General features: G+C 41.3%; 31 protein-coding genes and 4 pseudogenes. All 35 read right to left on the bottom strand.

From position 1 onward, the window contains the following. Positions 1–1,107 precede the first annotated feature (1,107 nt). The 35 genes and pseudogenes from JCM15907_RS06725 to JCM15907_RS06545 all read right to left on the bottom strand — a co-directional run bounded on the left by JCM15907_RS06725 (position 1,108) and on the right by JCM15907_RS06545 (position 24,996). On the bottom strand, positions 1,108–3,954 hold the full coding sequence (locus tag JCM15907_RS06725) for a M16 family metallopeptidase (RefSeq protein WP_025843227.1): 2,847 nt from the start codon (positions 3,952–3,954) through the stop codon (positions 1,108–1,110). 413 nt (positions 3,955–4,367) lie between these two features. Further along, positions 4,368–4,831, bottom strand: a pseudogene (gene rplQ, locus JCM15907_RS11210) (50S ribosomal protein L17). A gap of 15 nt (positions 4,832–4,846) precedes the next feature. After that, positions 4,847–5,878, bottom strand: a complete 1,032-nt coding sequence (locus JCM15907_RS06710; protein WP_025843226.1) for a DNA-directed RNA polymerase subunit alpha — start codon at positions 5,876–5,878, stop codon at positions 4,847–4,849. A 10-nt stretch (positions 5,879–5,888) separates the two neighbouring features. Then, positions 5,889–6,494, bottom strand: coding sequence for a 30S ribosomal protein S4 (gene rpsD / locus JCM15907_RS06705; RefSeq protein WP_025843225.1), 606 nt, complete (start codon positions 6,492–6,494; stop codon positions 5,889–5,891). Positions 6,495–6,698: 204 nt separating this feature from the next. Continuing rightward, positions 6,699–7,085, bottom strand: a complete 387-nt coding sequence (gene rpsK, locus JCM15907_RS06700) for a 30S ribosomal protein S11 (RefSeq protein ID WP_025843224.1) — start codon at positions 7,083–7,085, stop codon at positions 6,699–6,701. Between the two features lie 20 nt (positions 7,086–7,105). Next, positions 7,106–7,485, bottom strand: a pseudogene (rpsM, locus tag JCM15907_RS06695) (30S ribosomal protein S13). 31 nt (positions 7,486–7,516) lie between these two features. Continuing rightward, entirely contained in the window at positions 7,517–7,633 is a 117-nt protein-coding gene (ykgO, locus tag JCM15907_RS06690; protein WP_025843222.1) for a type B 50S ribosomal protein L36, read from the bottom strand. 20 nt (positions 7,634–7,653) lie between these two features. Continuing rightward, positions 7,654–7,872 (bottom strand): translation initiation factor IF-1, encoded by a 219-nt coding sequence (gene infA, locus JCM15907_RS06685; protein WP_025843221.1) that lies wholly within the window; start codon positions 7,870–7,872, stop codon positions 7,654–7,656. Between the two features lie 12 nt (positions 7,873–7,884). Next, on the bottom strand, positions 7,885–8,670 hold the full coding sequence (gene map, locus JCM15907_RS06680) for a type I methionyl aminopeptidase (protein ID WP_025843220.1): 786 nt from the start codon (positions 8,668–8,670) through the stop codon (positions 7,885–7,887). A gap of 17 nt (positions 8,671–8,687) precedes the next feature. Continuing rightward, positions 8,688–10,028: a preprotein translocase subunit SecY gene (gene secY / locus JCM15907_RS06675; RefSeq protein ID WP_025843219.1), complete on the bottom strand. Its 1,341-nt coding sequence runs from the start codon at positions 10,026–10,028 to the stop codon at positions 8,688–8,690. 6 nt (positions 10,029–10,034) lie between these two features. Then, entirely contained in the window at positions 10,035–10,481 is a 447-nt protein-coding gene (rplO, locus tag JCM15907_RS06670; RefSeq protein WP_025843218.1) for a 50S ribosomal protein L15, read from the bottom strand. A 22-nt stretch (positions 10,482–10,503) separates the two neighbouring features. Next, a complete protein-coding gene (gene rpmD, locus JCM15907_RS06665) occupies positions 10,504–10,680 on the bottom strand; it encodes a 50S ribosomal protein L30 (protein WP_025843217.1) in 177 nt (58 codons plus the stop codon). 17 nt (positions 10,681–10,697) lie between these two features. Beyond that, positions 10,698–11,216 (bottom strand): 30S ribosomal protein S5, encoded by a 519-nt coding sequence (gene rpsE, locus JCM15907_RS06660; RefSeq protein WP_025843216.1) that lies wholly within the window; start codon positions 11,214–11,216, stop codon positions 10,698–10,700. Positions 11,217–11,221: 5 nt separating this feature from the next. Beyond that, positions 11,222–11,566 (bottom strand): 50S ribosomal protein L18, encoded by a 345-nt coding sequence (rplR, locus tag JCM15907_RS06655; protein ID WP_025843215.1) that lies wholly within the window; start codon positions 11,564–11,566, stop codon positions 11,222–11,224. 8 nt (positions 11,567–11,574) lie between these two features. After that, entirely contained in the window at positions 11,575–12,126 is a 552-nt protein-coding gene (gene rplF, locus JCM15907_RS06650; protein ID WP_025843214.1) for a 50S ribosomal protein L6, read from the bottom strand. Positions 12,127–12,143: 17 nt separating this feature from the next. Then, positions 12,144–12,542 (bottom strand): 30S ribosomal protein S8, encoded by a 399-nt coding sequence (gene rpsH, locus JCM15907_RS06645; protein WP_025843213.1) that lies wholly within the window; start codon positions 12,540–12,542, stop codon positions 12,144–12,146. 68 nt (positions 12,543–12,610) lie between these two features. Beyond that, positions 12,611–12,880, bottom strand: a complete 270-nt coding sequence (gene rpsN / locus JCM15907_RS06640) for a 30S ribosomal protein S14 (protein ID WP_025843212.1) — start codon at positions 12,878–12,880, stop codon at positions 12,611–12,613. Between the two features lie 7 nt (positions 12,881–12,887). Then, positions 12,888–13,445: a 50S ribosomal protein L5 gene (rplE, locus tag JCM15907_RS06635; RefSeq protein ID WP_025843211.1), complete on the bottom strand. Its 558-nt coding sequence runs from the start codon at positions 13,443–13,445 to the stop codon at positions 12,888–12,890. Further along, entirely contained in the window at positions 13,445–13,765 is a 321-nt protein-coding gene (gene rplX, locus JCM15907_RS06630) for a 50S ribosomal protein L24 (RefSeq protein ID WP_025843210.1), read from the bottom strand. The genes rplE and rplX overlap by 1 nt, the downstream gene beginning before the upstream one ends. Positions 13,766–13,780: 15 nt before the next feature. Continuing rightward, complete coding sequence (gene rplN, locus JCM15907_RS06625; protein ID WP_025843209.1) at positions 13,781–14,146, bottom strand: 50S ribosomal protein L14; 366 nt, start codon at positions 14,144–14,146, stop codon at positions 13,781–13,783. Further along, entirely contained in the window at positions 14,146–14,397 is a 252-nt protein-coding gene (rpsQ, locus tag JCM15907_RS06620) for a 30S ribosomal protein S17 (protein ID WP_025843208.1), read from the bottom strand. The genes rplN and rpsQ overlap by 1 nt, the downstream gene beginning before the upstream one ends. 14 nt (positions 14,398–14,411) lie before the next feature. Then, positions 14,412–14,609, bottom strand: coding sequence for a 50S ribosomal protein L29 (rpmC, locus tag JCM15907_RS06615; RefSeq protein WP_025843207.1), 198 nt, complete (start codon positions 14,607–14,609; stop codon positions 14,412–14,414). A gap of 24 nt (positions 14,610–14,633) precedes the next feature. Beyond that, positions 14,634–15,068 carry a 50S ribosomal protein L16 gene (rplP, locus tag JCM15907_RS06610; RefSeq protein ID WP_025843206.1) on the bottom strand — a complete coding sequence of 145 codons (435 nt, stop codon included), beginning with the start codon at positions 15,066–15,068 and terminating at the stop codon, positions 14,634–14,636. A 22-nt stretch (positions 15,069–15,090) separates the two neighbouring features. Then, positions 15,091–15,831: a 30S ribosomal protein S3 gene (gene rpsC, locus JCM15907_RS06605; protein ID WP_025843205.1), complete on the bottom strand. Its 741-nt coding sequence runs from the start codon at positions 15,829–15,831 to the stop codon at positions 15,091–15,093. Positions 15,832–15,835: 4 nt separating this feature from the next. Beyond that, positions 15,836–16,246, bottom strand: coding sequence for a 50S ribosomal protein L22 (gene rplV, locus JCM15907_RS06600; protein ID WP_025843204.1), 411 nt, complete (start codon positions 16,244–16,246; stop codon positions 15,836–15,838). A gap of 42 nt (positions 16,247–16,288) precedes the next feature. Further along, positions 16,289–16,555 (bottom strand): 30S ribosomal protein S19, encoded by a 267-nt coding sequence (rpsS, locus tag JCM15907_RS11205; RefSeq protein ID WP_036884877.1) that lies wholly within the window; start codon positions 16,553–16,555, stop codon positions 16,289–16,291. 20 nt (positions 16,556–16,575) lie between these two features. Continuing rightward, positions 16,576–17,402: pseudogene (gene rplB / locus JCM15907_RS11200) on the bottom strand (50S ribosomal protein L2). Positions 17,403–17,410: 8 nt separating this feature from the next. Beyond that, positions 17,411–17,704 (bottom strand): 50S ribosomal protein L23, encoded by a 294-nt coding sequence (gene rplW / locus JCM15907_RS06585; RefSeq protein ID WP_025843203.1) that lies wholly within the window; start codon positions 17,702–17,704, stop codon positions 17,411–17,413. An 18-nt stretch (positions 17,705–17,722) separates the two neighbouring features. After that, complete coding sequence (rplD, locus tag JCM15907_RS06580) at positions 17,723–18,352, bottom strand: 50S ribosomal protein L4 (RefSeq protein WP_025843202.1); 630 nt, start codon at positions 18,350–18,352, stop codon at positions 17,723–17,725. 4 nt (positions 18,353–18,356) lie between these two features. Then, positions 18,357–18,974 carry a 50S ribosomal protein L3 gene (gene rplC, locus JCM15907_RS06575; protein ID WP_025843201.1) on the bottom strand — a complete coding sequence of 206 codons (618 nt, stop codon included), beginning with the start codon at positions 18,972–18,974 and terminating at the stop codon, positions 18,357–18,359. A gap of 28 nt (positions 18,975–19,002) precedes the next feature. Further along, entirely contained in the window at positions 19,003–19,308 is a 306-nt protein-coding gene (gene rpsJ, locus JCM15907_RS06570; protein WP_025843200.1) for a 30S ribosomal protein S10, read from the bottom strand. 16 nt (positions 19,309–19,324) lie between these two features. Continuing rightward, positions 19,325–21,447, bottom strand: a pseudogene (gene fusA / locus JCM15907_RS11195) (elongation factor G). A gap of 22 nt (positions 21,448–21,469) precedes the next feature. Beyond that, entirely contained in the window at positions 21,470–21,946 is a 477-nt protein-coding gene (rpsG, locus tag JCM15907_RS06560) for a 30S ribosomal protein S7 (protein WP_025843199.1), read from the bottom strand. A 203-nt stretch (positions 21,947–22,149) separates the two neighbouring features. Then, complete coding sequence (rpsL, locus tag JCM15907_RS06555) at positions 22,150–22,533, bottom strand: 30S ribosomal protein S12 (protein ID WP_025843198.1); 384 nt, start codon at positions 22,531–22,533, stop codon at positions 22,150–22,152. Positions 22,534–22,800: 267 nt separating this feature from the next. Further along, entirely contained in the window at positions 22,801–24,996 is a 2,196-nt protein-coding gene (locus JCM15907_RS06545) for a hypothetical protein (protein WP_025843196.1), read from the bottom strand. Between the last annotated feature and the right edge of the window lie 530 nt (positions 24,997–25,526).

Below are 25,526 nucleotides of genomic sequence, written 5' to 3'. Positions count from 1 at the left end.
CATACTCCCAGCTCCATTGAGCCAGAGAAGACGCCCCAATCGGAACGTGAGTGCAAAGGTAATACTTTATTTCTATTCCGCAATACCCTTGTCTTTTTTTTCTTGCCCTGAGTAACTCAGAGCCCGTCCACATTTCAGTGAAGCCCGCTGGCCTCCCCTCATTTGCGAATGCAAAATTACTGCCTTTTATACCATATATCCAAATATTCACAAAGAAAATTGTGTTAAAAAGAACTTACACGCTATAAAACAATAATTTACAGAATGAGATCTTGGAGAATAATGTACAAAAAAAGTGAGGAAAGAGGAGAAATAGGAACGAAAAAGAGAAAGAGAAAACAGAAACAAGAAAGAGAAAAGGAGAGAAAGAATTGAGAGAAAGAAAGAAAATGAGAAGAGACTTAAAGGAAATAGAACAAAAAGAAGCAAAACAAAAGAAGGGATAAGAGAGACACGAAACAAACAGAAAGTAGCGCAAAGGAATTCAGAAAGGCGAAAAGAACGGCAGCAAAAGCGAGCAACTCTTCGTATCTCCCAATAGGTTTATTTGATTTTGCTCTGAAGACCCAATAAGCGAGAGCAACAATTCTTTTTAATACTCCCATCGAATGTAGAAGAGTGCGGAGCTAAGAAAAGAAAAAAGAATAATAAAAGGTAAGTTGCCCAACATTGGCATTCTATAATTGCAAAAGTCCCATCAGTCAACATAGCAAATTAAACCACTCATTTTCAAACACATACAAATCCCACCCCAACCCACCAACCCTTTCCAACAAAACCATTAAAGTAAACTCTCAAAACCTTCTGTCCTTGTGATGCAAACCCTTCAAGCAAACTCTCAAAACCTCCCGTGCTTTTAGAAGAAACTTTCCATCCTAAATCACAACACCCTTAAGCCCTTGAAAAGAGAGCATCTGAAAAGAGAGAAACAAGCTATTAAAACCAGCAGAAACAAGATAAAGGGGGCCTCCTACAAAGACAACTTCTCCGAACATTAAAGAGTGCTTCTCCCTGGCCTAAGGGTATAAAAAAGTTCCCGAAAGAGTTTGCACTCTCTCGGGAACTTTTTGTCTAAATCTCCTCACTCAACAGCAAGGGCTGATTTCATTAGTTTTTCTTCGCTGTCTCTGCAGAACGGAAGTAGAGTTCCAAACGGTTACCGCTATTCATAATACGGCTCAACATGTTTTGAACATCCTTAGGAGTGATAGAAGACAAGGTAGCATCATAGCCATCTACCCAGTTCTCTCCATCGAAGAAGAAACTCTTCATATTGTTCAACCAATAGCCATTTTCTCTAACCACTTCGCCGTGACGTTTCTGGATGTTAAGAACAGTCTTATCAAAGTATTCTTTGTTCACACCATTCTTCACGATAGCGTTCAGTTCATCGTAAACAATCTTATTGAGCTGCTCTGCTCTTTCAGGATCACAGAAGAACTGCACATAAGTAGAAACTTGTGGCTTAGGATAGTCGGCAAGCTCAGTACCTGTAGCTGGAGAATAAGTACCTCCCTCACGCTCACGAATAGAAGCCACCAAAGTTTGCTCTAATACTCCGCTAAGAATTTGAGAAGTCAATTCCTCTTTCATATTATAAGTAGCAGGAGCTTTCAAGAAATCAACAACGACTCCAGTAGGTGTCTCCATTTCCTTTTGCACCTTCATAGTCTTCATACCAGTGCGAGAGTTAGGCTCTTTGGTACGATCCATCTTTTTAACCGCCTTACCCTTAGGCAGACTGGCAATATATTTAGCAATAAGAGGTTTAATAGCAGCCTCGTCAAAGTTACCTACAAAGAAGAACTGGAAACCATCAGCACTCGCAAAACGCTCACGTGCCATAGCTAAAGCTCTGTCGTAGCTAACTGTGTTCATATCTTCGATAGTAAGATTTTTAAAGAGAGGATTATTGTCGTAAAGCAATACCATAATAGAATCTCCAAGAGAAGCAAGAGGATTGCGCTCCTTCATCTTGAGTTGCTCAATAGTGTTGTTCTTAAATGTTTGGAAAGCCTCATCATCCTTACGTATAGAAGTAAATCGGAGATACACCAACTGAAGCATCGTTTCGAAGTCCTGAACAGAAGAAGAACCTGAAATTCCGGTAGTATAAGCACCCACAGAGGCAGACACGTTAACACGGCGACCTGTTAAAGCACGGTCCAATGCGATGGCATCGAACTTACCCAAGCCTCCAAGGCCCAATGCACTATTCAAGATCTTAGCATTCTTGATATCTGAAGCAGATTTATAGAGGCGAGTTCCTCCATGGGTAGAGGCTGTCATACGGATTTCATCATCCTTGAAGTCTGTCTTTTTAAGGTAAACTTTTACACCATTAGAAAGAGTCAATTCCGTAGCCCCGAACTTTTGATTCTTTTTCTCCTTAACAATTTTACCAGCCTTGATATCCTTGTCAATCAACTTTGTATCTGCAACTTCTTCCTTCTTAGCTTCTACCGATTTTGCAAAGGATGTTTCATAAAGTTTTTGTAACTCTGCCTCAGTAGGATATTTCAAGCCTTCTTTCTCAGGTCCTTCTACCGTAATAACGAGATTCTTACCATCAGTAATAATCTCTTTGAGATATTCATTGATGATAGCTGGAGTTATTTGCTGAGCCAAGGCTTTTGCCATTTCATTCTCAACCTCGATACCAGGAATATAGCCCCCGTTCAAGAAGAACTCCTTATACTCTTCGCAGAAAGAAGCATTCTTAGCGTTGTTACGCTCGTTGAACATGGTTTCGAAAGCCTTCAAGATATTAGTGCGAGCACGATCAAATTCGCTCTGAGTGATACCATGCTCTTTAAGACGACGAATTTCTGTCGCCATAACTTCTACGGTAGGATTCAACTCTCCCTCCTTAGGTACAGCAATAAAATGAAGTGCCTTTTTAGTCTTGGCAATACCCATATAATCCATATCGGCAGCACCAGCCTGCATGAAAGGAGCAGTAGGCTTTCTTTGTAACTCCTCGAAGCGCTCATTAATCACATGAGAAGTAACTTGGTCGATGAAGTTGTACATCATACCTACGATAGTACCACGCATCTCCATAGGCAACACATCATGTTTATACATTATCTTAAGGATGGTGTTGGTAGACTCCTTATCCTTAGCCATAGCTACAATGGGAGTCTCGTTATCCTCTACTTGAACGAAGTAACGCTCTGCAGCATTCTTGGGGGCTGGTACATCTGCAAAGATTTCCTTTATCTTGGCAACAATATAATCAGGGTCTATATCCCCAACAACGATAATACCTTGAAGATCTGGACGATACCACTTATGATAGAAATCCTTGATTTCTTTATATTTAAAGTTGTCTACAACCTCCATTGTTCCAATAGGCATACGCTCAGCATACTTATTGTTAGGCAATATTTTAGGAAGAAGAGCTGTAAGGGTACGCATACCTGCATTGTCACGAGAACGCCACTCTTCGTGGATAACTCCGCGCTCCTCATCAATTTCTTTATCTACAAGAGAGATACTATTACTCCAATCATGCATAATGAGAAGACAGCTATCAATGATCCCCTTACCTCGATCCGTAGGAGCATCCATAATCGTGTAAACGGTTTCATCAAATGAAGTGTAAGCATTCAAGTCAGCACCAAAACGACAACCTATGCTCTCCAAAAAACCAATAAGTTTCTTATCGGGGAAGTTCTTTGTGCCATTAAAAGCCATATGTTCAAGGAAGTGTGCCAATCCACGTTGTGAATCTTCTTCCAAAATAGAACCTACTTTTTGAGCAATGTAATAATTCGCTCTGTTCTTAGGATTAGCATTGTGACGTACAATGTACGTAAGACCATTGGGTAGAGTACCCATTCTAACTGCAGGATCCACAGGTAGTGGTTCCAACTGCTGAGCAAAAGCAGTCACAGAAAAAAAGCTTGCAACGAGCAATACCGTCGCAAACATGAACCTTTTTAGTTGCATACTATATTTCAATTATTGATCTGATTTCTTTTTATTCCGAGTGTTCTATTCTATCGTTACAGCGCAAAGGTAGAGTTTTTTTTCGAACTCCCACATTATCCCCTATGGTATTTTGCTTTTCTGTCTAAAAAAACATCCATAAAAAGACTAACTATATGACATACAAATCCTCCAAAAATTTTGAGCAATATTTTGAAGTTGTATTCTACAATTATGTAGAGTCCTCTCATAGACAGCTCCAAAGAAGAGTTTTCTTCCTACATTCATTGCAATTACCCCTAAGAATACAATAATCATTCCAATTAGAACCAAGGAAACATACGAAGCAACAAAACATCACCCACAGCTCAAAAATAAAAACCTCCCTGAATAAAATTCAAGGAGGTTTTCTCTATTGAAATCAAAAGAAAAACTTATGCTTCTGCTTGGTTTTCTTCTGTTTTTGCAGTAGCTGTAGACTTGCGAGAACGACGAGTACGACGAGTTGCAGTAGACTTAGCTTCTGCTCCAAGCATATTCTCATTGTAATCAACCAACTCTATTATACACATCTCGCATTGTCTCCCAAACGATATCCTGTACGCAAAATACGAGTATATCCACCAGGACGATTAGCCACCTTTGTAGAAACTTCTCCGAACAACTCCTTTACAGCTTCTTTGCTTTGAAGTTCAGCAAAAACCATTCGACGAGAATGAGAAGTGTCTTCTTTAGAACGTGTGATAATAGGCTCTACATACACACGAAGTGCTTTTGCCTTTGCCAATGTAGTAGAAATGCGCTTATGTAGGATAAGCGAAGTCGCCATATTCGAAAGCATAGCTTCTCTATGTGCTTTCGTACGACCTAAATGATTAAATTTTTTATTATGTCTCATTGGGTACTTACTCTTTTAATCCAAATCTAAATTATACTTACTCAAATCTGTATCAAAATCAAGCCCTATCTCCTGCAAAAACTCTGAGAGTTCATCCAAAGTCTTCTTCCCAAAATTACGGAACTTGATAAGTTCAGATTTACTGTGTTTTAGCAAGTCTGCTAATGTAAACACATTATTGGATTTCAAACAATTGCGAGCACGAACAGACAAATTGAACGAATCAATCTCTCTCTCGAGCATTTGACGAATACGAATTGTCTCTTCATCCATAACAACATCCTCAGAATCTGTAGCAACCTCTACTTGCATTGCTGTATCTGCAAAGAGAGAGAAATGCTCTATAAGAATCTTAGCTGCTTCACGAAGAGCAACCTCTGGCTCAACCGTTCCGTCTGTAACAACGTCTAACGTAAGTTTTTCATAGTCAGTCTTCTGCTCCACACGATAGTTGTCTACCTCGTATTTAACCTTACGGATGGGAGTATAAATAGAGTCAATCGCAATAACACTGATTTCATCATCATGACGACGATTTTCATCAGCAGGAACGTATCCACGTCCCTTGTTTATGCGTAACTCCATCTGCACTCCCTTAGTAACAGAAGGGTCGAAACTACAAATATGTTGATCTACATTAGTAACCTCAAAATTCACCAACTTGTCGTTAAGATCTCCTGCAACAATTACATTCCTATCCTCAGGGAACTGAATCGAAACAATCTCCTCATCAGCATGGTCAACGACTTGTTTGAAACGAATCTTTTTCAGATTGAGTATAATATTGGTAACATCTTCCGTAACTCCAGGAATAGTAGCAAATTCGTGATCAACAGAATCTATACGAATAGATGTGATCGCAAAACCCTCTAACGAGGAGAGCAATATACGACGAAGTGCGTTGCCAATGGTTATACCATACCCCGGTTCGAGAGGCTTGAATTCGAAACGTCCAATAAGCTCATACGCCTGCTTTTCCGATTGCTCGTCCAAGCCAACGTCTAACCTTACAACGTTTTCGGGTTTCTGAAATGCTAATATTGCCATGATGTTCCTATTATTTAGAGTACAATTCGACGATAAGTTGTTCCTTAAATGTTTCTGGGAGATCTTCTCTCAAAGGCACATTAAGGAATTTACCACTCATACTGCTGTTTTCCCATTCCAACCATGAATATTTACCATGATTAAATCCTGTAAGAGAATCAACAATTACTTCCATCGACTTATCACGCTCTCTTACTCCAATTATCTGTCCAGGTTTAACAGAATAAGAAGGAATGTTTACAACACGTCCATCTACAACGATGTGACGGTGTGAAACCAACTGACGAGCAGCTGCACGAGTAGGAGCAATGCCCAAGCGGAATACAATATTATCCAAACGGCATTCCAAAAGCTGGAGCAACACTTCACCCGTAACCCCCTTAGAGCGCTGAGCAGCCTTGAAAAGATTACGGAACTGACGCTCAAGTACACCGTAAGTATATTTCATTTTTTGTTTTTCTGCAAGCTGAATACCATACTCGCTTGATTTACGACGACGGCCATTTCCATGCTGTCCAGGAGGATAGTTCTTCTTGCTAAGTACCTTATCGGGACCAAATATGGGCTCACCAAAACGGCGAGCTATTTTTGACTTAGGACCTGTATATCTTGCCATAATTATTTATCAACTTTTTGTATTGTTTGTGCCTGTCTTCTATTTCTCTTTAACTGTATAATATTGAGGCAGCCGCAGTCCTATTCTAAAGAGAGGGAAAAAGTGAATAGGTCATTCCTCTTTATTACAACAGAAAATGTACGTAATCAACAAATAATAAATTTATCTGCAGCAAGCACACATCTACAATTTATGCCACTCTGTTTATACCTTACGCTTCTTTGGAGGACGACATCCGTTATGAGGCATAGGAGTAACGTCTATGATTTCTGTTACTTCAATCCCTGCTCCATGTATTGTACGAATAGCAGATTCTCGACCATTACCTGGTCCTTTAACATAAACTTTCACCTTACGCAAACCAAGATCGTAAGCAACTTTTGCACAATCTTGAGCCGCCATTTGGGCTGCATAAGGAGTGTTCTTTTTGGAGCTTCTAAAGCCCATTTTCCCCGCTGAAGACCAGCTTATCACCTGTCCCTCATTGTTGGTAATGGAGACAATAATATTGTTAAAAGAAGAATGGATATGAGCCTGACCAGTAGCTTCTACTTTTACCACTCTCTTTTTGGCAGTTGTTTTCTTCGCCATAACTCTCTAATTTATTACTATTACTTAGAAGCCTTCTTCTTATTTGCAACCGTCTTTTTCTTACCCTTACGAGTACGAGCGTTATTCTTCGTACTTTGACCACGCAAAGGCAAACCTGCACGATGACGAATGCCACGATAACAACCGATGTCCATCAAGCGCTTGATGTTTAGTTGTACTTCACTACGGAGATCTCTTCCACCTTATACTCAGCACCAATAATCTCACGAATTTTGGCAGATTGGTCATCCGTCCAATCCTTAACTTTGATATTCTTATCAATACCAGCCTTATCCAAAATACGGATGGCACTACTGCGGCCTATACCAAAAATATAGGTCAAGGCAATCTCACCTCTCTTGTTTTGCGGCAAATCAACGCCGACAATTCTTATAGCCATACTCTATATTTGATTATACTTAGTTTTAAGATCACCCTTGACGTTGTTTGAACTTAGGGTTCTTCTTATTGATTACATACAGACGCCCCTTGCGACGAACAATCTGGCACTCAGGGGTACGCTTCTTTAAAGATGCTCTAACTTTCATATTTTAATCTTATCAATCTCTTATTTGTAGCGATAACTAATACGTCCCTTAGTCAAGTCATAGGGAGACATCTCAACTTTCACTTTATCTCCAGGAAGAATACGGATGTAGTGCATTCTCATCTTACCCGATATATGAGCTGTTATGACATGCCCATTTTGCAACTCTACCTTAAACATGGCATTGGATAAGGCCTCCAATATTACACCATCTTGCTCTATAGCAGCTTGTTTCGCCATTTAGTACTTCAATTAAAATTCTCTGTCTCCTAAAACTTCGGCAATATAGTCAAATGATGACAGAATTTCAGCTCTTCCTTGAGTGATAGCGATACAATGCTCAAAATGAGCGGAGTATTTGCCATCTTTCGTACGCACCGTCCATCCATCATTATCAAAAACTACATTTTTACTTCCCATATTTATCATGGGTTCGATACAAATACACATTCCATTACGGAGTAAAGCCCCCGTTCCCTTTCTTCCATAGTTAGGCACTTCGGGAGACTCGTGCATATCTCGTCCTATACCATGACCAACAAGCTCTCGAACCACTCCATATCCAGCTTTTTCCGCATGATACTGAACAGCACTACTGATATGTCCGACTCTATTTCCAGAGACAGCTTGTTCTATTCCCTTGTAAAGAGACTCTTTGGTAGTTCTCAGAAGAGACAAGACCTCAGGAGAAACTTGTCCTACAGCAAATGTGTAGGCAGAGTCCCCTGTAAATCCATTTAGCTTGGTTCCACAGTCAACAGAGACTATATCTCCTTCTTTTAGAATATCGTTTGCTCTAGGAATACCATGAACGACACGATCATTAACTGAAGTACATATACTCCCAGGAAAACCACCATAACCTAAAAATGCAGGTGTAGCTCCATGATCACATATAAAATCATGTGCAATCTTATCCAATTGAAGTGTCGAAACACCAGGAGTAATATGACGAGCTATTTCCGCAAGGGTACGACCAACCAATTGGTTGGCCTCCCTCATCAAAAAAATCTCTTCGGTAGTTTTAAGATTAATCATCTATCCTACTAAACAACTCAATATGCGGAAACTGAGCCTGCTCTACCTTTTATACGCCCACTCTTTAGCAAACCATCATAATGTCTCATCAAAAGATGACTTTCAATTTGCTGAAGAGTATCCAATACTACTCCTACCAAAATAAGCAAAGAAGTACCGCCAAAGAATTGAGCAAAACCTTGACTTACTCCCAACAATTCGGCAAAAGCAGGCATAATAGCCACAATAGCCAAAAAGAATGCTCCTGGAAGAGTAATACGGTCCATAATCCCATCTATGTAATCTCGAGTTTGTTTTCCAGGCTTAATCCCAGGGATAAAACCATTGTTTCTCTTAAGATCATCTGCCATCTGAGTAGGATTGATTGTGATGGCAGTATAGAAATAGGTAAAAAGAATAATCAACACTGCAAAAAGGAAGTTATACCAAAAACTTGTATTGTCAGACAATGCAGCAAAGAAAGAGGTACTCTCTCCCACATGAGTCATCCCCATAAGAGTAATAGGGATAAACATAATTGCCTGAGCAAATATGATAGGCATAACATTAGCGGCATTAACCTTTAGAGGAATATACTGACGTGCGCCTCCGAATTGTTTATTTCCCACAACTCTTTTAGCATACTGTACAGGTACCTTTCGAGTACCTTGTACTAAAAGAATAGCTCCAGCAGAAACAAACAAAAGGAACACTATCTCAGCCAAGAAAGCAACCATTCCACCAGCAGCACTGTTCAATCTGAAACCAAATTCAGCAGCTAGGGCCTGAGGCAAACGTGCTATAATACCGACCAAGATTATAAAAGAAATACCATTACCAATCCCCTTGTCCGTAATACGTTCTCCTAACCAAAGAACAAACATACTACCTCCTGCTAAGAGTATTGTTGCGTATACTTGAAACCAAAAGCCCATAGGCAACTGAGCTCCCGTGGAAGCAAGCTGCGCTTTGAGATTCATGAGGTAGGTGGGAGCCTGAAGTAAGAGTATTAAAACCGTTAGATAGCGAGTCCACTGGTTAATCTTTCTTCTTCCACTCTCACCCTCGCGTTGTAACTTCTGCATAGAGGGAATTATTATGGCAGCTAACTGCATAACAATTGATGCCGAAATATATGGCATAATCCCCAAAGCAAAAATTGAAGCATGAGAGAAAGCTCCTCCTGAGAACATATCCAATAAAGCGAGCAAGCCGCTTTCAGTTTGCTTCTGAAGAGCACTTAAAGCTTCTGGATCAATACCAGGAATCACGATAAACGACCCTAAGCGGTAAATAACCACATATAGGATGGTGATGAGGATCTTCTTGCGAAGTTCCTCTATCTTCCATATATTCTTCAATGTCTCTACCAACCTCATAGGAAATTACATTTTTACAATGGATCCTCCTGCTGCGACAATCAATTCTTCTGCTTTTTTGGAAAAAGCATTTGCCTCCACAACCAAAGCAGCCTTCAGCTCTCCACAAGCCAAAATCTTAATAAGGTCTTTCTTCGAAGCATAACCTGCCTCAACAAGAACTTCCTTATTTATTGTTGTTGCGTTAGTCTGCTCCGCAATAGTTTGCAAAGCATCTAAATTAACAGGTCGGTATTCAATGCGGTTGATATTCTTAAAACCGAATTTGGGAAGGCGACGCTGTATCGGCATCTGACCTCCTTCAAAACCAATTTTATGTTTATATCCCGAACGAGACTTAGCTCCCTTATGCCCACGAGTAGAAGTACCTCCAAGACCAGAACCTGGACCTCGTCCGATACGTTTACGAGCATGTGTAGATCCTGCTGCGGGTTTTAAACTCGATAAATTCATAGCTTCTATTTTATTAGCTTGATTACTCTACTACCTCTACCAAGTGACGAACCTTATATACCATACCTCTAATTTGAGGAGTATCTTGGAGTTCTACTACTTGGTTCACTTTTTTAAGTCCCAAAGCATCCAAATTCAATTTTTGGTTTCTGGGACGACGGATACGACTCCGTACTTGCTTAACTTTTATTGTAGCCATAGTCTTATTTCCTTTCTTTAGCCCTTGAAGACTTTTTCTACAGAAACACCACGAGCCTGAGCTACCATAAGAGGATCGCGAAGCTCAGCCAATGCTGCAATAGTAGCCTTCACCAAGTTATGTGCATTAGAAGAACCTTGACTCTTTGCCAATACATCGGTAACTCCGACGCTCTCCAAAACGGCACGCATAGCACCTCCAGCCACAACTCCAGTACCCAAAGAAGCAGGACGGAGAAGTACCTTAGCACCTCCATATGACGCCATTTGTTCATGAGGGATAGTGCCATTGTGTACAGGAATACGAATCAAGTTTTTCTTAGCAGCTTCAACACCCTTAGCAATAGCGGTACTAACTTCACCAGCCTTACCAAGTCCTAAACCAATCACGCCATCTTGGTTACCCACAACTACGATAGCTGCAAAAGTGAACGTACGTCCCCCCTTTGTAACCTTTGTAACACGATTGATTGCTACTAAGCGATCTGTCAATTCTAAATCGTTCGTAGACTTTACTCTATTAAATGCTGTTGCCATTACTATTAAAACTTAAGTCCACCCTTACGAGCCGCATCGGCCAATTCTTTAATACGACCGTGGTAGAGATATCCATTACGATCAAAAACAACTTGTTCAATCCCTGCAGCAATTGCACGGCGAGCAATCTCTTCACCAACCTTAGCAGCAACGTCTTTTTTAGGAGCTACAACTTCCATTTTAAGGGAAGAGGCGCTTGCCAAAGTTGTTCCCGTTGCATCATCTATAAGCTGAGCATAAATCTGCTTATTGCTACGAAAAACCGTTAGTCTAGGGCGTTGCTTAGTACCGCTAACCTTACCACGTACACTCGCTTTAATGCGAAGTCTTCTTGTTTCTTTTCTAGTCATGATTAGTCTTACTTACCAGCTGATTTACCAGATTTACGACGGATATACTCACCTTCAAACTTAATACCCTTACCCTTGTAAGGTTCAGGCATACGGAAAGAACGAATTTTTGAACAAATCTGTCCCAGGAGTTGCTTATCACAAGATTCTAAGTAGATAAATGGATTTTTATTACGCTCCATCTTTGTTTCTACTTTTACCTCCTTAGGCAACATCATGAAGATAGGGTGGGTAAATCCAAGAGATAACTCTAAGATTTGTCCTTCGTTAGAAGCACGATATCCAACCCCAACCAACTCCAAAGTTTTCTTAAAACCTTCAGAAACACCGACAACCATATTGTTAATAAGAGAGCGATACAAACCATGCATAGCTCTATCTTGACGCTCGTCTGAAGAACGCTTTAAAGTAATCTCATTATTCTCTATTGCAACAGAGATACGAGGATCAACATACTGAGTAAGCTCTCCTTTAGGTCCCTTAACAGTAATATGATTATTCTCTGCCATTACTGTAACTCCTTGTGGAAGGATGATGGGCAATTTACCAATTCTAGACATATTACACCTCCTTCAAATTAGTAAACATAACACAATACTTCTCCACCCACTTTGAGTTCTCTCGCCTCTTTATCGGTCATAATGCCACGTGAGGTAGAAAGAATAGCAATTCCCAATCCATTAAGGACGCGAGGGAGGTCTCGATAACCTACATAGCGACGAAGACCTGGGCGTGATACACGCTTGAGATTCTTTATCGCATTATTTTTTTGAGCGAGGTCATACTTAAGAGCCACCTTAATAGTGGCACGGCATTCATCTACATTCTCAAACTTATAGTTAAGAATGTATCCCTTGTCGAAAAGTACCTTTGTAATCTCCTGCTTGATGCGCGAAGAAGGAATTTCGACAACACGATGACCAGCTTGGATTGCATTACGCAATCTCGTCAGATAATCTGCAATTGGATCTGTCATTATCAAAATTAATTAAATTGATCCGGACACCCCGGACAATATTTAAACTAAAACTCTCTCATCAAATATTACCAGCTGGCCTTCTTCACTCCAGGAATAAGACCCTTTGAAGCCATTTCACGGAACTGAATACGCGAAATTCCAAACTGGCGCATATAGCCCTTAGGACGTCCTGTCATACTGCAACGATTGTGCAAACGAACAGGGGAAGCATTACGAGGCAAAGACTGCAAAGCCTCATAGTTGCCCTCTTCTTTAAGACGACGACGTTTTTCAGCATATCTTGCTACCATTCTTTGGCGCTTAGCCTCGCGGGCTTTCATTGATTCTTTTGCCATATTTCTTTTACTTTGCTAAGTTCTTAAAAGGAAGGCCGAACTGCTTAAGAAGTTCATAACCCTCTTCGTCCGTAGCCGCAGAGGTTACAAAGGTAATATTCATTCCCAATATTTTGGTAATCGAATCAATATTTATTTCTGGAAAAATGATTTGCTCCTCAATACCAAGGGTATAATTACCTCGACCATCTAACTTACTTTCAATTCCTTTGAAGTCTCGAATACGAGGTAATACCACTCGCACCAAACGCTCCAAAAATTCATACATACGGTCACGACGAAGGGTAACCATCACCCCAATAGGCATCTTACGACGGAGCTTGAAGTTAGAAATATCTTTCTTTGAATAAGTTGCAACAGCCTTTTGACCAGTTATAGCTGTAACCTCATCAATAGCGATATCTATAATCTTCTTATCTCCAGTTGCCATACCCAAACCTTGATTGATAACAATCTTCTTAAGTTCAGGCACCTGCATCACACTCGTATAGCCGAAGTGCTTCATCAATTCAGGAACAATACGTTCTCTGTACTCTTTTTTGAGATTCGTTGTAGATGCACTCATTACTTAATTTCCTCCCCAGACTTTTTCGAGTAACGAATACTCTTGTTATTACTGTCTTTCTTACGACCGATACGAGTCCCCTTACCCGTCTTAGGATCTACTACATTGAGGTTTGAGATATGAATACCAGCCTCTTCCTCAATAATTCCTCCTTGTGGATGCTGTGCAGAAGGTTTAGTATGCTTCTTTCGGATATTAAGACCTTCTACGATGGCACGTTCTTTATCGGCTTCTACCTTAAGGACACGACCCGTACGGCCACGGCTTTCGCCACTATTAACCATCACAGTATCGCCCTTTTTTATATGCAATTTGCTCATAGTACACACTTCTTATTAGAGCACTTCAGGTGCTAGTGAAACTACCTTCATATTAACGGCACGTAACTCTCTCGCTACGGGACCAAAGATACGGGTACCACGAAGATCTCCAGAAGCAGAAAGAAGGACACACGCATTGTCACTAAAACGAATGTATGACCCATCGTTACGACGAATTTCTTTCTTCGTACGAACAATCAAAGCCTTAGAAACAGACCCCTTCTTTACATCACTAGCTGGAACGACACTCTTCACCGATACAACGATAACATCACCTACAGAGGCATAACGGCGACGAGTGCCACCTAACACGCGAATACAAAGTACCTCACGAGCGCCACTATTATCAGCAACTTTTAGTCTTGACTCTTGCTGTATCATTATTTAGCTCTTTCTAAAATTTCAATTAATCTCCAACGTTTATGGCGACTTAAAGGACGAGTCTCCATAATACGCACACGGTCTCCAATACCGCATTCATTCTTTTCATCGTGAGCATAGAATTTCTTCGTTTTGTTCACGAACTTTCCATAGATCGGATGCTTTTCTTTCCAATGGATCGCTACAGTAATAGTCTTATCCATTTTGTTACTAGCAACAACTCCGATACGTTCTTTTCTATGATTTCTCATCTTTGTGTCTCAAATTATTGGTTTTCACTTTGACGCATAACCAATACAGTCTTGATACGTGCTATAGTGCGACGCATTTGGCGCAATTTAGCAGGACTCTCAAGAGAAGAGACAGCATGGTTGATCTTATCTTGCTCGTAATTCTTAGTAAGAGTCTCGAGCCTCTCGTTCAATTCAGAAGTTGTTAACTCCTTGAGTTCTGACATTTTCATAGGATCTTTCGTCTCTCTAACTTGTTATGCATTTTCTCTGCCTGAGTCGTAATCACGACGAACAACAAACTTAGTAGTTACAGGAAGTTTTTGAGCAGCTAAACGAAGTGCTTCTTTTGCAATTTCAAAAGGCACACCTTCTACTTCAAAAAGCATACGTCCTGGAGTAACAGGCGCAACGAATCCCTCAGGATTACCCTTACCTTTACCCATACGTACTTCTGCAGGTTTCTTCGTAATAGGCTTATCGGGGAAAATACGTACCCAAACTTGACCTTGACGTTGCATATAACGTGTTACGGCAATACGAGCAGCCTCTATCTGCGATCCTGTAATCCACTTACTTTGGAGGGCTTTTATACCAAAAGAACCGAAGGCAAGCTGGTTGCCGCGTTGAGCATTGCCCTTCATACGGCCTTTTTGCTGTCTTCTAAACTTAACTTTTTTAGGTTGTAACATAATCTTTTAATCCTCCTGAAGATTAGCGGTTATTTTTACGATTGTTACGGCGACGACGATCATTGCCTCTCTGGAAAGAATCATTACGACGCTGGTTATTTTGAGCGCCTTGAGAGAAGTTAGGAGCAAGATCTCTCTTCTCATATACTTCCCCTTTCATAATCCAAACCTTTACACCAATCATCCCCACCTTAGTGAGAGCCTCGTCATGAGCATAATCTATATCGGCACGAAGTGTGTGTAAAGGAGTACGTCCTTCTTTAAACATTTCGGCACGAGCCATTTCTGCCCCATTAAGACGACCTGAGAGGAGCACCTTGATTCCCTCTGCGCCAGAACGCATAGCGGAGGAGACAGCCATCTTAACAGCACGACGATAAGCGACATTACCTTCTAGCTGACGAGCAATATTTGAAGCTACGAGTACAGCATCCACTTCTGGACGACGAATCTCGTAAATATAAATCTGCACATCTTTGCCTGTAAGGTTCTTGAGTTCCTCTTTCAACTTGTCTACTTCCTGCCCTCCCTTGCCAATGATTAGACCAGGTCTTGCAGTACAAATAGTAACGGTTACAAGTCGAAGAGCTCTTTCTATAACGATACGCGAAATACCAGCTTTGGCATGACGAGCATTCAGATACTTACGGATCTGACTATCTTCCAACAAAGTAGGTCCATAGTTTTTACCTCCGTACCAGTTAGAATCCCAGCCACGAATATATCCGAGGCGATTTGCTATTGGATTAATTTTTTGTCCCATGCTCTCAGTCGTTATTTTCGTTATTAAGCGTATCTACAAAAAGAGTAACATGGTTACTACGCTTACGGATGCGATAACCACGCCCCTGTGGCGCAGGACGAAGACGCTTGAGAGTAGCACCTGCGTCTACAAAAACGCGAGATACGTAAAGCTCCCCTTCTTCAGTCTTACGGCCATTAGTTTGCTCCCAGTTTGCAATAGCAGAACGGAGGAGTTTTTCGATACGGAGAGCAGCCGCTTTACGAGAAGAAAATCTCAAAACTCCTAAAGCGCGATTTACCTCCATACCACGGATATTATCCACAACTAAACGCATCTTACGAGGCGAGGTGGGTACATCATTTAGCTTTGCAAAGCAAGGAATAGTACCGTCGGCCTTAGTGCGATTAATCGTATTGTTATTCACTTTACTCATTGTCTATTCTTTTTGTTATGTCAACAAACTCGACGTCTATTCTTACTTACGATTTCCTGAGTGACCACGGAATGTACGAGTAAGAGCAAATTCGCCCAATTTATGACCGACCATATTTTCTGTCACATACACAGGGACAAACTTATTTCCATTGTGTACAGCAATTGTGTGTCCTACAAAATCAGGAGAAATCATCGAAGCACGTGACCAAGTCTTAATAACAGACTTCTTGCCACTTTCATTCATTGCGAGTACCTTCTTCTCTAACTTAACACAGATATAAGGACCTTTTTTTAAGGAACGACTCATATTTATCTTCGATTAATTAGTTATTTTTTCTTACGTCTCTCAATGATATACTTCGAAGAGTGTTTCTTAGGAGCACGTGTCTTAAGTCCCTTAGCATAGAGACCATTGCGTGAGCGTGGATGACCTCCAGAAGCGCGTCCTTCACCCCCACCCATTGGGTGATCTACAGGGTTCATAACAACACCACGGTTACGAGGACGACGACCTAACCAACGAGTACGCCCCGCCTTACCAGATTGTTCAAGAGCGTGGTCACTATTACCGACACTACCTACAGTAGCCTTACAAGCGGACAATACACGACGAGTCTCCCCAGAAGGCATACGAAGCACAACATAGTTTTCTTCTCGAGCTACAAGCTGAGCAAACGTACCTGCTGAACGAGCGAACTTTGCCCCTTGACCAGGACGAAGCTCCACATTGTGAATCACAGTACCACAGGGATTTTTGACAAAGGAAGCGCATTGCCCACTTCAGGAGCAACATTCTCTCCAGAAATAACAGTTTGCCCTGGAGTCAAACCATCTGGTGCAAGAATGTATGCCTTAGCTCCATCTGCATAATAAAGAAGGGCAATACGAGAAGAGCGGTTGGGATCATACTCAATGCTCTTTACAGTTGCGGGAACACCATCCTTCATTCTCTTGAAATCGATAAGGCGGAATTTTTGTTTATGTCCACCCCCGATGTAACGCATCGTCATCTTCCCAGTGTTGTTACGTCCACCAGATTTACGTTTTCCGACTACAAGAGATTTTTCTGGTGTGCTTGCAGTAATCTTATCAAACGCACCAATAATCTTATGTCTCTGCCCAGGAGTTGTGGGCTTGAGTTTTCTAATTCCCATTTTTACAATTAAATATTAGCAAAGAAATTAATAGTCTGTCCCTTTTCGAGCGTAACAATAGCTTTTTTATAAGCAGAAGCACGACCGCGGAGAATACCCTTCTTAGTATAACGCACTTTCAATTTAGGAGTAACGTTAGAAGTGTTTACAGACACAACCTTTACATTATACATACTCTCAACAGCATTCTTAATCTCAATCTTGTTTGCCTTAGGAGAAACACGGAAACCATAACGCTCTGGAAATTTTTCCGTTGTTGCTGTCATCTTCTCCGATATAATTGGCTTAATAATTATACCCATATATACCTGCTGTATTGATTAAGATTTAAACGATTCATTTACAAATGCCACCGCATCTTCAGTAAAAATCAAGCGATGAGCATCGAGCACTTGATAAGTATTAAGCTTATCCACGTTGATTGTAGAAGCCTGAGGCACATTACGAGCAGAGAGGTAAACATTTGATGGCACTTGAGGCATCACTAAAAGGGTTTTCTTATTAGCTACCCCTAAAGCAACTGTCATAGCCACAAAATCTTTAGTTTTTGGCGCATTGAAATCAAAAGTTTCAACCACTTTAATTTCTTGATTCATCGCCTTATAAGAGAGAGCCGAACGACGAGCTAAGCGCATCAACTTTCTGTTCAATTTGAAGCTATAATTTCTTGGACGAGGTCCGAAAACACGAGCTCCACCATGGAGGAGAGGAGATTTAATATCACCACGACGAGCACCTCCGCCACCTTTTTGACGAATAAGCTTACGGGTAGAACCACTCAACTCGCTACGTTCTTTTGACTTATGCGTACCCTGGCGTTGATTAGCACGATAAAGCTTTACAGCTAAATAAATTGCATGATCGTTGGGCTGAATACCAAAAACGGCATCATCAAGGACTACCTTGCGGCCTGTATCCTCCCCTTTAATGTTATATACAGACAATTCCATACGCTTAAATCTCAACTGCTACAATTGAACCTTTATGCCCAGGGATACTCCCCTTAATGAGCAACAAATTGTGCTCTGGCATTACTTTAATCACTTCCAGATTCTGAACAGTAACACGCTCGTTTCCTGTCTGACCTGCCATACGAGTACCCTTGAATACTTTCGCAGGGTATGAACAAGCCCCTACAGAACCTGGAGCACGCAAGCGGTTGTGCTGACCGTGAGTTGTTTGACCCACACCGCCGAAACCATGACGTGCTACTACACCTTGGAAGCCTTTACCCTTGGAGGTTCCAATCACATCAACATAGCCAACATTTTCAAAAATGTCGACCTTGATGGTATCTCCGGGCTTATACTCTCCTTCAAAACCTTTGAACTCGGCCAAGTGCCTCATTGGTGCTACTCCAGCTTTCTTAAAGTGTCCCATAAGAGGCTTAGTAGTATGCTTTTCCTTAGCTTCAACGAAGCCTAACTGAATAGCATCATAGCCATCTTTTTCACTTGTTTTCACCTGAGTAACAACACAAGGGCCTACTTCGATAACAGTGCATGGAAGATTTACCCCATCAGCACTGAAAACGGAAGTCATTCCGATTTTTTTTCCTAATAATCCTGGCATTTCTTTTGTTGTTTTAATGTTCCAAATCTCAGACCTTGATATTCACTTCCACACCACTGGAAAGCTCCAACTTAGTAAGAGCATCCACTGTTTGCTTAGAAGCGTTGTAAATATCGATCAATCGCTTATAAGACGAAAGTTCGAATTGCTCACGCGACTTCTTGTTCACAAAAGTAGAGCGATTGACTGTGAAGATACGCTTATGTGTAGGCAATGGAATAGGACCACAAACCATAGCACCTGAAGCCTTCACAGCTTTAACGATCTTCTCTGCAGATTTATCCAAGAGCATGTGATCGTAGGACTTGAGCTTGATTCTAATTTTTTGGCTCATATCTTTATTCTAATTATCACTTGATCAAATCAACACGGCCATTAACTTCTGTAAGCACTTGCTTAGCAATAGAAGATGACACTTCAGCAAAATGAGAGAATGTCATAGTACTTGTCGCACGACCTGACGTAATAGTACGCAAGGCTGTAACATAACCAAACATCTCTGCAAGAGGCACATCAGCCTTAACAATACGAGCACCAGTACGGCTGGCTTCCATACCACCCACCTGACCACGTCGTTTATTAAGGTCTCCAATAACATCCCCCATACTCTCTTCTGGAGTAACAACTTCCAACTTCATTACAGGCTCTAATAGTACAGGATTAGCTTGCGCGCAAGCATTCTTAAAAGCCTGCATAGCTGCAATTTCGAATGAAAGTTGATCTGAATCGACAGGGTGGAACGAACCATCTAAAAGAGTTACCTTGAGACGATCTACATTATAGCCAGCCAAAACTCCAGTCTTCATAGCACGCTGGAATCCCTTCTGAACAGAGGGAATAAATTCCTTGGGGATATTACCACCCTTAACGACATCAATAAACTGCAAGTCCCCCTCAAAATCTTCATCGGCAGGCTCTACACGAACGATGATATCGGCAAACTTACCACGTCCACCAGTCTGCTTCTTATAAACTTCTCGGATTTCAACAGCCTTCGTAATAGCCTCTTTATAAGAAACTTGAGGACGACCCTGATTACACTCGACCTTAAACTCTCTCTTCAAGCGGTCGATAATAATTTCAAGGTGCAACTCTCCCATACCACTAATAACAGTTTGACCTGTTTCTTCGTTAGTAGCAACCTGGAAAGTTGGATCTTCTTCTGCCAACTTAGCCAAACCCACTCCCAAACGGTCAAGGTCTTTTTGAGTTTTGGGCTCTACTGCAATACCGATAACAGGCACGGGGAATTCCATTGCCTCAAGAGTAATTGGAGCATTTTCATCACAAATGGTATCTCCTGTACGAATATCTTTAAAACCAACTCCAGCTCCAATATCACCACAACCAATGACCTCCATTGGATTTTGGCTATTTGAGTGCATTTGGAAAAGTCGAGAAATACGTTCCTTCTTACCTGTACGAGAATTCAAAATATAACTCCCCGCTGTAAGAGAACCTGAGTAGACACGGAAAAAGCAAAGACGACCTACATAGGGATCTGTTGCAATCTTAAACGCCAAAGCACACAAAGGCTCATCAGGAGTGGTCTTACGCGTAATAATAGTATCCGCATCATTAGGATCTGTCCCCTCTACCTCAGGCGTATCTACAGGACTGGGAAGGAAGGCACAAACAGCGTCCAAAAGCGTTTGAACCCCCTTATTCTTGAAAGAAGATCCACACAACATCGGATTGATAGTCATAGAGAGTGTGCCCTTTCGGATAGCTGTGCGAATTTCATCTTCTGTAATGGTAGAGGGATCATCAAAATATTTCTCCATCAAAACATCATCGCACTCCGCGAGAACTTCCAACATCTTGTCTCTCCACTCATCTGCTTCTGCTTGGAGTTCGGCTGGAATAGGCAACTCTTCATAGTTGGCCCCCATTGTCTCATCATTCCATACAATCGCCTTCATCTTAATGAGGTCAACAGCTCCCTTGAAAGTTTCTTCAGCTCCAATAGGGATTTGGATAGGACAAGGTTTAGCTCCAAGCACTTGTTGCATCTGAGCATACACCTCAAAGAAGTTAGCTCCAGAGCGGTCCATCTTATTTACATACGCAATGCGAGGCACAGCATACTTATCCGCCTGACGCCACACCGTTTCACTCTGAGGTTGCACACCGCCTACTGCACAGAAAGTAGCAACAGCTCCGTCCAAAATACGGAGAGAGCGCTCTACCTCACTGTAAAGTCAACGTGTCCCGGAGTATCTATCAAGTTGATTTTATACTTATCACCAGCATAGTTCCAATAAGTAGTTGTTGCAGCACTGGTAATAGTAATACCGCGTTCCTGCTCCTGCTCCATCCAGTCCATGGTAGCAGCTCCTTCGTGAACTTCTCCAATTTTATGGGTAAGCCCTGTATAGAATAGAATACGTTCTGACGTAGTTGTCTTTCCGGCATCAATATGCGCCATGATACCGATGTTTCTCGTCAAGCCTAAATTCTTATCGTTTGCCATATAGCTTGCTTTATCTTAAAAATTAGAAACGGAAATGTGCAAAAGCACGGTTTGCCTCGGCCATTCGGTGCATATCTTCCTTACGCTTAAACGCGGCACCTTGGTTATTATAAGCATCTACGATCTCCGCAGCTAACTTATCTGCCATTGTTTTCCCCCCACGCTTACGCGCAAAAAGGATTAAGTTTTTCATAGAGATAGACTCCTTACGTTCTGGACGAATTTCTGTAGGAACTTGGAAAGTAGCACCTCCGATGCGACGTGACTTCACCTCCACCTGAGGAGTTATATTATCCAATGCAGATTTCCAGATCTCCAAAGCACTCTTCTCTTCTGAAGAGAGTTTTCCCTTCACAATCTCGAGAGCATCATAAAAGATGCTATAGGCAAGATTCTTCTTACCATCATACATCAAGTGATTAACAAATTTAGTCACCTGACGATCTCCAAACACAGGATCAGGTAACACCTGACGCTTTTTTGGCTTTGCTTTTCTCATTGTTTTTCAAAATCATTTGTTCCGAATCGGTTGTCGGTTCAGCTCAAGAGCCGAACGTCTTCAACATCCACACCAGGACATTTACTCAACCTACCTTATAATAAGATAGCCGATCCAACTGAACCCGAAACTGGTTCTTTATTTATTATCCTCTTCTTTGGAGATTCACCCAACCTCCAACAAAAACAACCTAAAGGCTCAAATTACTTCTTTGCAGCCTTAGGACGCTTCGCCCCATACTTAGAGCGACGTTGCAAGCGACCATTTACGCCAGCGGCATCCAATGTACCACGCACAATATGGTAACGAACCCCCGGCAAATCTTTCACACGACCTCCACGCACAAGAACAATACTATGCTCCTGCAAGTTGTGTCCTTCTCCTGGGATGTAAGCATTTACTTCTTTACCATTAGTCAAGCGCACACGGGCCACCTTACGCATTGCAGAGTTTGGTTTCTTTGGCGTAGTAGTATATACGCGTACACAAACCCCACGACGTTGTGGACAAGCCGCCAAAGCAGGAGATTTTCCAGCTTCATCGAAGCGCTCACGTCCCTTTCTAACTAACTGTTGAATCGTAGGCATTTTTCTTATTTCTAAACTTATTACATTATAGTTTACAGAGCTATACACATAGCTTAAGCGGGACAAAGTTACAAACAAAAAATGAACAATCCAAACATTCCAAGAGCTAATAGCGACAAAAGTTCCTTTATAACAGTACTATACAGAATAGAAACAAGCCCAAGCACAGAAAAAGGCTTCGACAGAACAAAGAGTCTGCCGAAGCCCTACACTGCAATATATCAAAAGAGGCATGAGCTACTTTGCTTCATGCCTCTTGACTTTTAATTAGAGAAGCACTTTGAACACTTCGTTGCCCACAGTAACTACGTAAGTCCCTGATGTCAAGCCTTCTACTACAAGAGCTTGCTCTCCAGAAGCATTCACGTACAACGCCTCTCCTGCCACACCAAAAACGGTAACCTGAGCTTCCAAAGGGTTCTCTACGCGCAACACTCCCTCTACAGCATAAACATTAGCTTCTGCCAAATTATGAACAGTCTCTGCTCCTACCGTATTTTGAACTGTTACATAATCAGAATATTCACTGGCCTTAATTTTAACGCTTGAGAACTGATCTTGAGGAGCCTTACCTCGAACAGCCACAACACGCACATGAATAGGAGTAACGAGTTTTGCAGCGGGTCCCTCAATCTTCACTTCATGCTCCAACCCATCTACAAATTGTTTCAAATAACAAGGATCTCGGAAAATCTCTCCCTTCTTGTAATTTTGAGTAATCTTCAAGTTATCAATGTAAAGGTTACCATTACCCTTTACAGCGAAAATACCCAATTTAGAACGCTTTGTTCCCTTGGTAAAAGGAATTTCGTAAGTTTTCCACTTAGGAGTGATACCTTCAGGATAGATCAACTCTACTTGCTTGAAGTTGCCCAGCTCTTCATCATAGGTAAAGAGTGCAATAGCAGCTTCTGTCTGTATACGCTCAAGCACGTTAGCATTTTGATCTGTAACCTCACCAAGAACGCCCCAAAGGTCCACTTTAACCTTAAACTTACCACCATCCTTAGAAAGGTCTAACTCTTCTGACTGCAGACTAACATTAGTCCTCGCAGAGTAATAATGCCATCCATCCAAACAAACAACACCCTTGTAAGGCGCATATGTATAACCCAACCAGCCTGCCTGCACAGTTTCAAGCGCACGACCTATACCTTGAAATGTCTGCGCCCCAGGATCTGGATTTTCAGGAGTCCATTGTGGAATATTTCCATTTTGATCTCTGAGGTTAGAGAAATCTTCATTTGTAACTACAAACTCTCCATCCTGCTCTGCCGTGCGATCATAATAAGCCCATACGTTGTAAACATCTGCTGAAGGGACCTTACCCCAAGAAGCCTTAAACACACCATTAACAGCCTTATTCTGAATTGGATTAACCACTGGAGCTTCCAAATCATAAACCTCTGCATAAAGAGCCTCGATAGACTTCTTATCTCCCTTAGTCGCAGCAAGAGTATAGAAGTAAACTTCTCCAGAAGTTAATCCAGAGAGATTATAAATCTCCGTATTCCCCCCTTCGATCTTTTGTTCTTTTACAATATATTCCTTTTTGGTAGGAGCAGGCATTCCTGGACGAGGAGCTGGTTCTCCAGTAGGCACTAAGTGATATACACTCAAAAGATAACCATCGGCACCCTCTACTTTACTCCAACGGAGGTCTACACTCGCCCCCTTATAATTGAGATAGTTCTTAAGAGTAGGCATAGCAACAAAAGGCTCTACTTGAGAAATTTCAATCTCATCGATAAGAATTCCATAATCTTCGTTTTGCGCCCTCTTTACAATGTTAACTATCATGCTTTCCCCCGCATCTTGGAAAAGGAAATAGTAATCCTTCCACTCCGTAGAAAGATTTGTTATAAGAATAGGCTCTCCTATTCTCCATGTTGGGGACATATTGAATGTCTCAGCAGCCTCTACAAGAAGTATTCCTTCCTCTCCCTCCTCTAGAGCTCTCGATGCACGTGCCCTTACGCGAACAAAGAAGTTCCCCTGTTCTTTAGAAAGGTCTACAAGATGTGTATTAATCTTAGCCTCTTTTTCTGCCATATAGAGTTTACCCCCAGCTGGGTAAACATTACCTGCCCCCCAAATCTTTCCATCTTCGGCATACTCGGCCTTCATATTAAACCAAACAGGATATTCCGAAATAGGAGTTTCGTTAAAACCTACATATATTTTAGTATCCATGTCTGGTTTTTCTTCAGTCCCCGTAGTCAACTTAGAGAAAGTCTCTTTAAGTACCACTTTCTTGGATCCATAGGTTTCTGGAGTCACTCCATCGGAGAGAAACATATTCACACGTTCCTGAGAGGGGAGAATCTCTCTTCCTTGCACCTTCTCTCTCACAGATGTTTGAGACTCACCAAACGTGTACTGAGCATTCGCCGTTTCTAAGGCTAATGACGAAGCAAGTACAGCACTTACTAACACAGAAGCAATTGTAATTAGTCTTTTCATTCTTCAAAAAATAATTGTTACACTTTTTTCAATATACACTACCCCAAAAGTCCGTCCAATCGGACATCAATCCCTATAAATCATCTAATAAGTTTCTATGTATTAGCTCGAGGCATACAATAGTTACGCATACTCTTATGGAAGCATAAGCTAAAGAAACCCTCCGCAACTTTAGAAAAACTCATTCCATATATATTAATAGGGATACAAAGAGCATAATATCCGCGCTAAGATAGGTAACTTCTTACAAATAGACAAATAGAGGCCGTGTAGCTACCAGTTTTACAAGTATGTATTACATACAACAAATTCTTATCCCTACAATAAATATGAGAAAAGAAATACCTTCAAAAGATTCCAGTTACAAAAAAGAGGGTGAGTCGAATTAAAATTCTAACCCACCCCCTCTAAAACTAAGAACAATCTATTTCTCTCTTATCGACTCAAAATCAAGCTCAACAAAGAGAATTGTCTGAAAGCCTCTAATACTATAATTCATTAAAAGGAGAGTGTGTCTAAAACGAACTTAG

Origin of the sequence: Porphyromonas gingivicanis JCM 15907, from assembly GCF_000614585.1 — a bacterium.
Taxonomy (GTDB): Bacteria; Bacteroidota; Bacteroidia; order Bacteroidales; family Porphyromonadaceae; genus Porphyromonas; species Porphyromonas gingivicanis.
This window is presented reverse-complemented; position numbering and strand designations above follow the sequence as displayed.

Bases quoted from the DNA above. Each gene is read 5' to 3' on its own strand.
- JCM15907_RS06725 (WP_025843227.1), bottom strand. From the start codon at position 3,954: ATGCAACTAAAAAGGTTCATGTTTGCGACGGTATTGCTCGTTGCAAGC.
- JCM15907_RS06710 (WP_025843226.1), bottom strand. From the start codon at position 5,878: ATGGCAATATTAGCATTTCAGAAACCCGAAAACGTTGTAAGGTTAGAC.
- rpsD (WP_025843225.1), bottom strand. From the start codon at position 6,494: ATGGCAAGATATACAGGTCCTAAGTCAAAAATAGCTCGCCGTTTTGGT.
- rpsK (WP_025843224.1), bottom strand. From the start codon at position 7,085: ATGGCGAAGAAAACAACTGCCAAAAAGAGAGTGGTAAAAGTAGAAGCT.
- ykgO (WP_025843222.1), bottom strand. From the start codon at position 7,633: ATGAAAGTTAGAGCATCTTTAAAGAAGCGTACCCCTGAGTGCCAGATT.
- infA (WP_025843221.1), bottom strand. From the start codon at position 7,872: ATGGCGAAACAAGCTGCTATAGAGCAAGATGGTGTAATATTGGAGGCC.
- map (WP_025843220.1), bottom strand. From the start codon at position 8,670: ATGATTAATCTTAAAACTACCGAAGAGATTTTTTTGATGAGGGAGGCC.
- secY (WP_025843219.1), bottom strand. From the start codon at position 10,028: ATGAGGTTGGTAGAGACATTGAAGAATATATGGAAGATAGAGGAACTT.
- rplO (WP_025843218.1), bottom strand. From the start codon at position 10,481: ATGAATTTATCGAGTTTAAAACCCGCAGCAGGATCTACACATGCTCGT.
- rpmD (WP_025843217.1), bottom strand. From the start codon at position 10,680: ATGGCTACAATAAAAGTTAAGCAAGTACGGAGTCGTATCCGTCGTCCC.
- rpsE (WP_025843216.1), bottom strand. From the start codon at position 11,216: ATGGCAACAGCATTTAATAGAGTAAAGTCTACGAACGATTTAGAATTG.
- rplR (WP_025843215.1), bottom strand. From the start codon at position 11,566: ATGACTAGAAAAGAAACAAGAAGACTTCGCATTAAAGCGAGTGTACGT.
- rplF (WP_025843214.1), bottom strand. From the start codon at position 12,126: ATGTCTAGAATTGGTAAATTGCCCATCATCCTTCCACAAGGAGTTACA.
- rpsH (WP_025843213.1), bottom strand. From the start codon at position 12,542: ATGACAGATCCAATTGCAGATTATCTGACGAGATTGCGTAATGCAATC.
- rpsN (WP_025843212.1), bottom strand. From the start codon at position 12,880: ATGGCAAAAGAATCAATGAAAGCCCGCGAGGCTAAGCGCCAAAGAATG.
- rplE (WP_025843211.1), bottom strand. From the start codon at position 13,445: ATGAGTGCATCTACAACGAATCTCAAAAAAGAGTACAGAGAACGTATT.
- rplX (WP_025843210.1), bottom strand. From the start codon at position 13,765: ATGAGCAAATTGCATATAAAAAAGGGCGATACTGTGATGGTTAATAGT.
- rplN (WP_025843209.1), bottom strand. From the start codon at position 14,146: ATGATACAGCAAGAGTCAAGACTAAAAGTTGCTGATAATAGTGGCGCT.
- rpsQ (WP_025843208.1), bottom strand. From the start codon at position 14,397: ATGAGAAATCATAGAAAAGAACGTATCGGAGTTGTTGCTAGTAACAAA.
- rpmC (WP_025843207.1), bottom strand. From the start codon at position 14,609: ATGAAAATGTCAGAACTCAAGGAGTTAACAACTTCTGAATTGAACGAG.
- rplP (WP_025843206.1), bottom strand. From the start codon at position 15,068: ATGTTACAACCTAAAAAAGTTAAGTTTAGAAGACAGCAAAAAGGCCGT.
- rpsC (WP_025843205.1), bottom strand. From the start codon at position 15,831: ATGGGACAAAAAATTAATCCAATAGCAAATCGCCTCGGATATATTCGT.
- rplV (WP_025843204.1), bottom strand. From the start codon at position 16,246: ATGAGTAAAGTGAATAACAATACGATTAATCGCACTAAGGCCGACGGT.
- rpsS (WP_036884877.1), bottom strand. From the start codon at position 16,555: ATGAGTCGTTCCTTAAAAAAAGGTCCTTATATCTGTGTTAAGTTAGAG.
- rplW (WP_025843203.1), bottom strand. From the start codon at position 17,704: ATGGGTATAATTATTAAGCCAATTATATCGGAGAAGATGACAGCAACA.
- rplD (WP_025843202.1), bottom strand. From the start codon at position 18,352: ATGGAATTGTCTGTATATAACATTAAAGGGGAGGATACAGGCCGCAAG.
- rplC (WP_025843201.1), bottom strand. From the start codon at position 18,974: ATGCCAGGATTATTAGGAAAAAAAATCGGAATGACTTCCGTTTTCAGT.
- rpsJ (WP_025843200.1), bottom strand. From the start codon at position 19,308: ATGAGCCAAAAAATTAGAATCAAGCTCAAGTCCTACGATCACATGCTC.
- rpsG (WP_025843199.1), bottom strand. From the start codon at position 21,946: ATGAGAAAAGCAAAGCCAAAAAAGCGTCAGGTGTTACCTGATCCTGTG.
- rpsL (WP_025843198.1), bottom strand. From the start codon at position 22,533: ATGCCTACGATTCAACAGTTAGTTAGAAAGGGACGTGAGCGCTTCGAT.
- JCM15907_RS06545 (WP_025843196.1), bottom strand. From the start codon at position 24,996: ATGAAAAGACTAATTACAATTGCTTCTGTGTTAGTAAGTGCTGTACTT.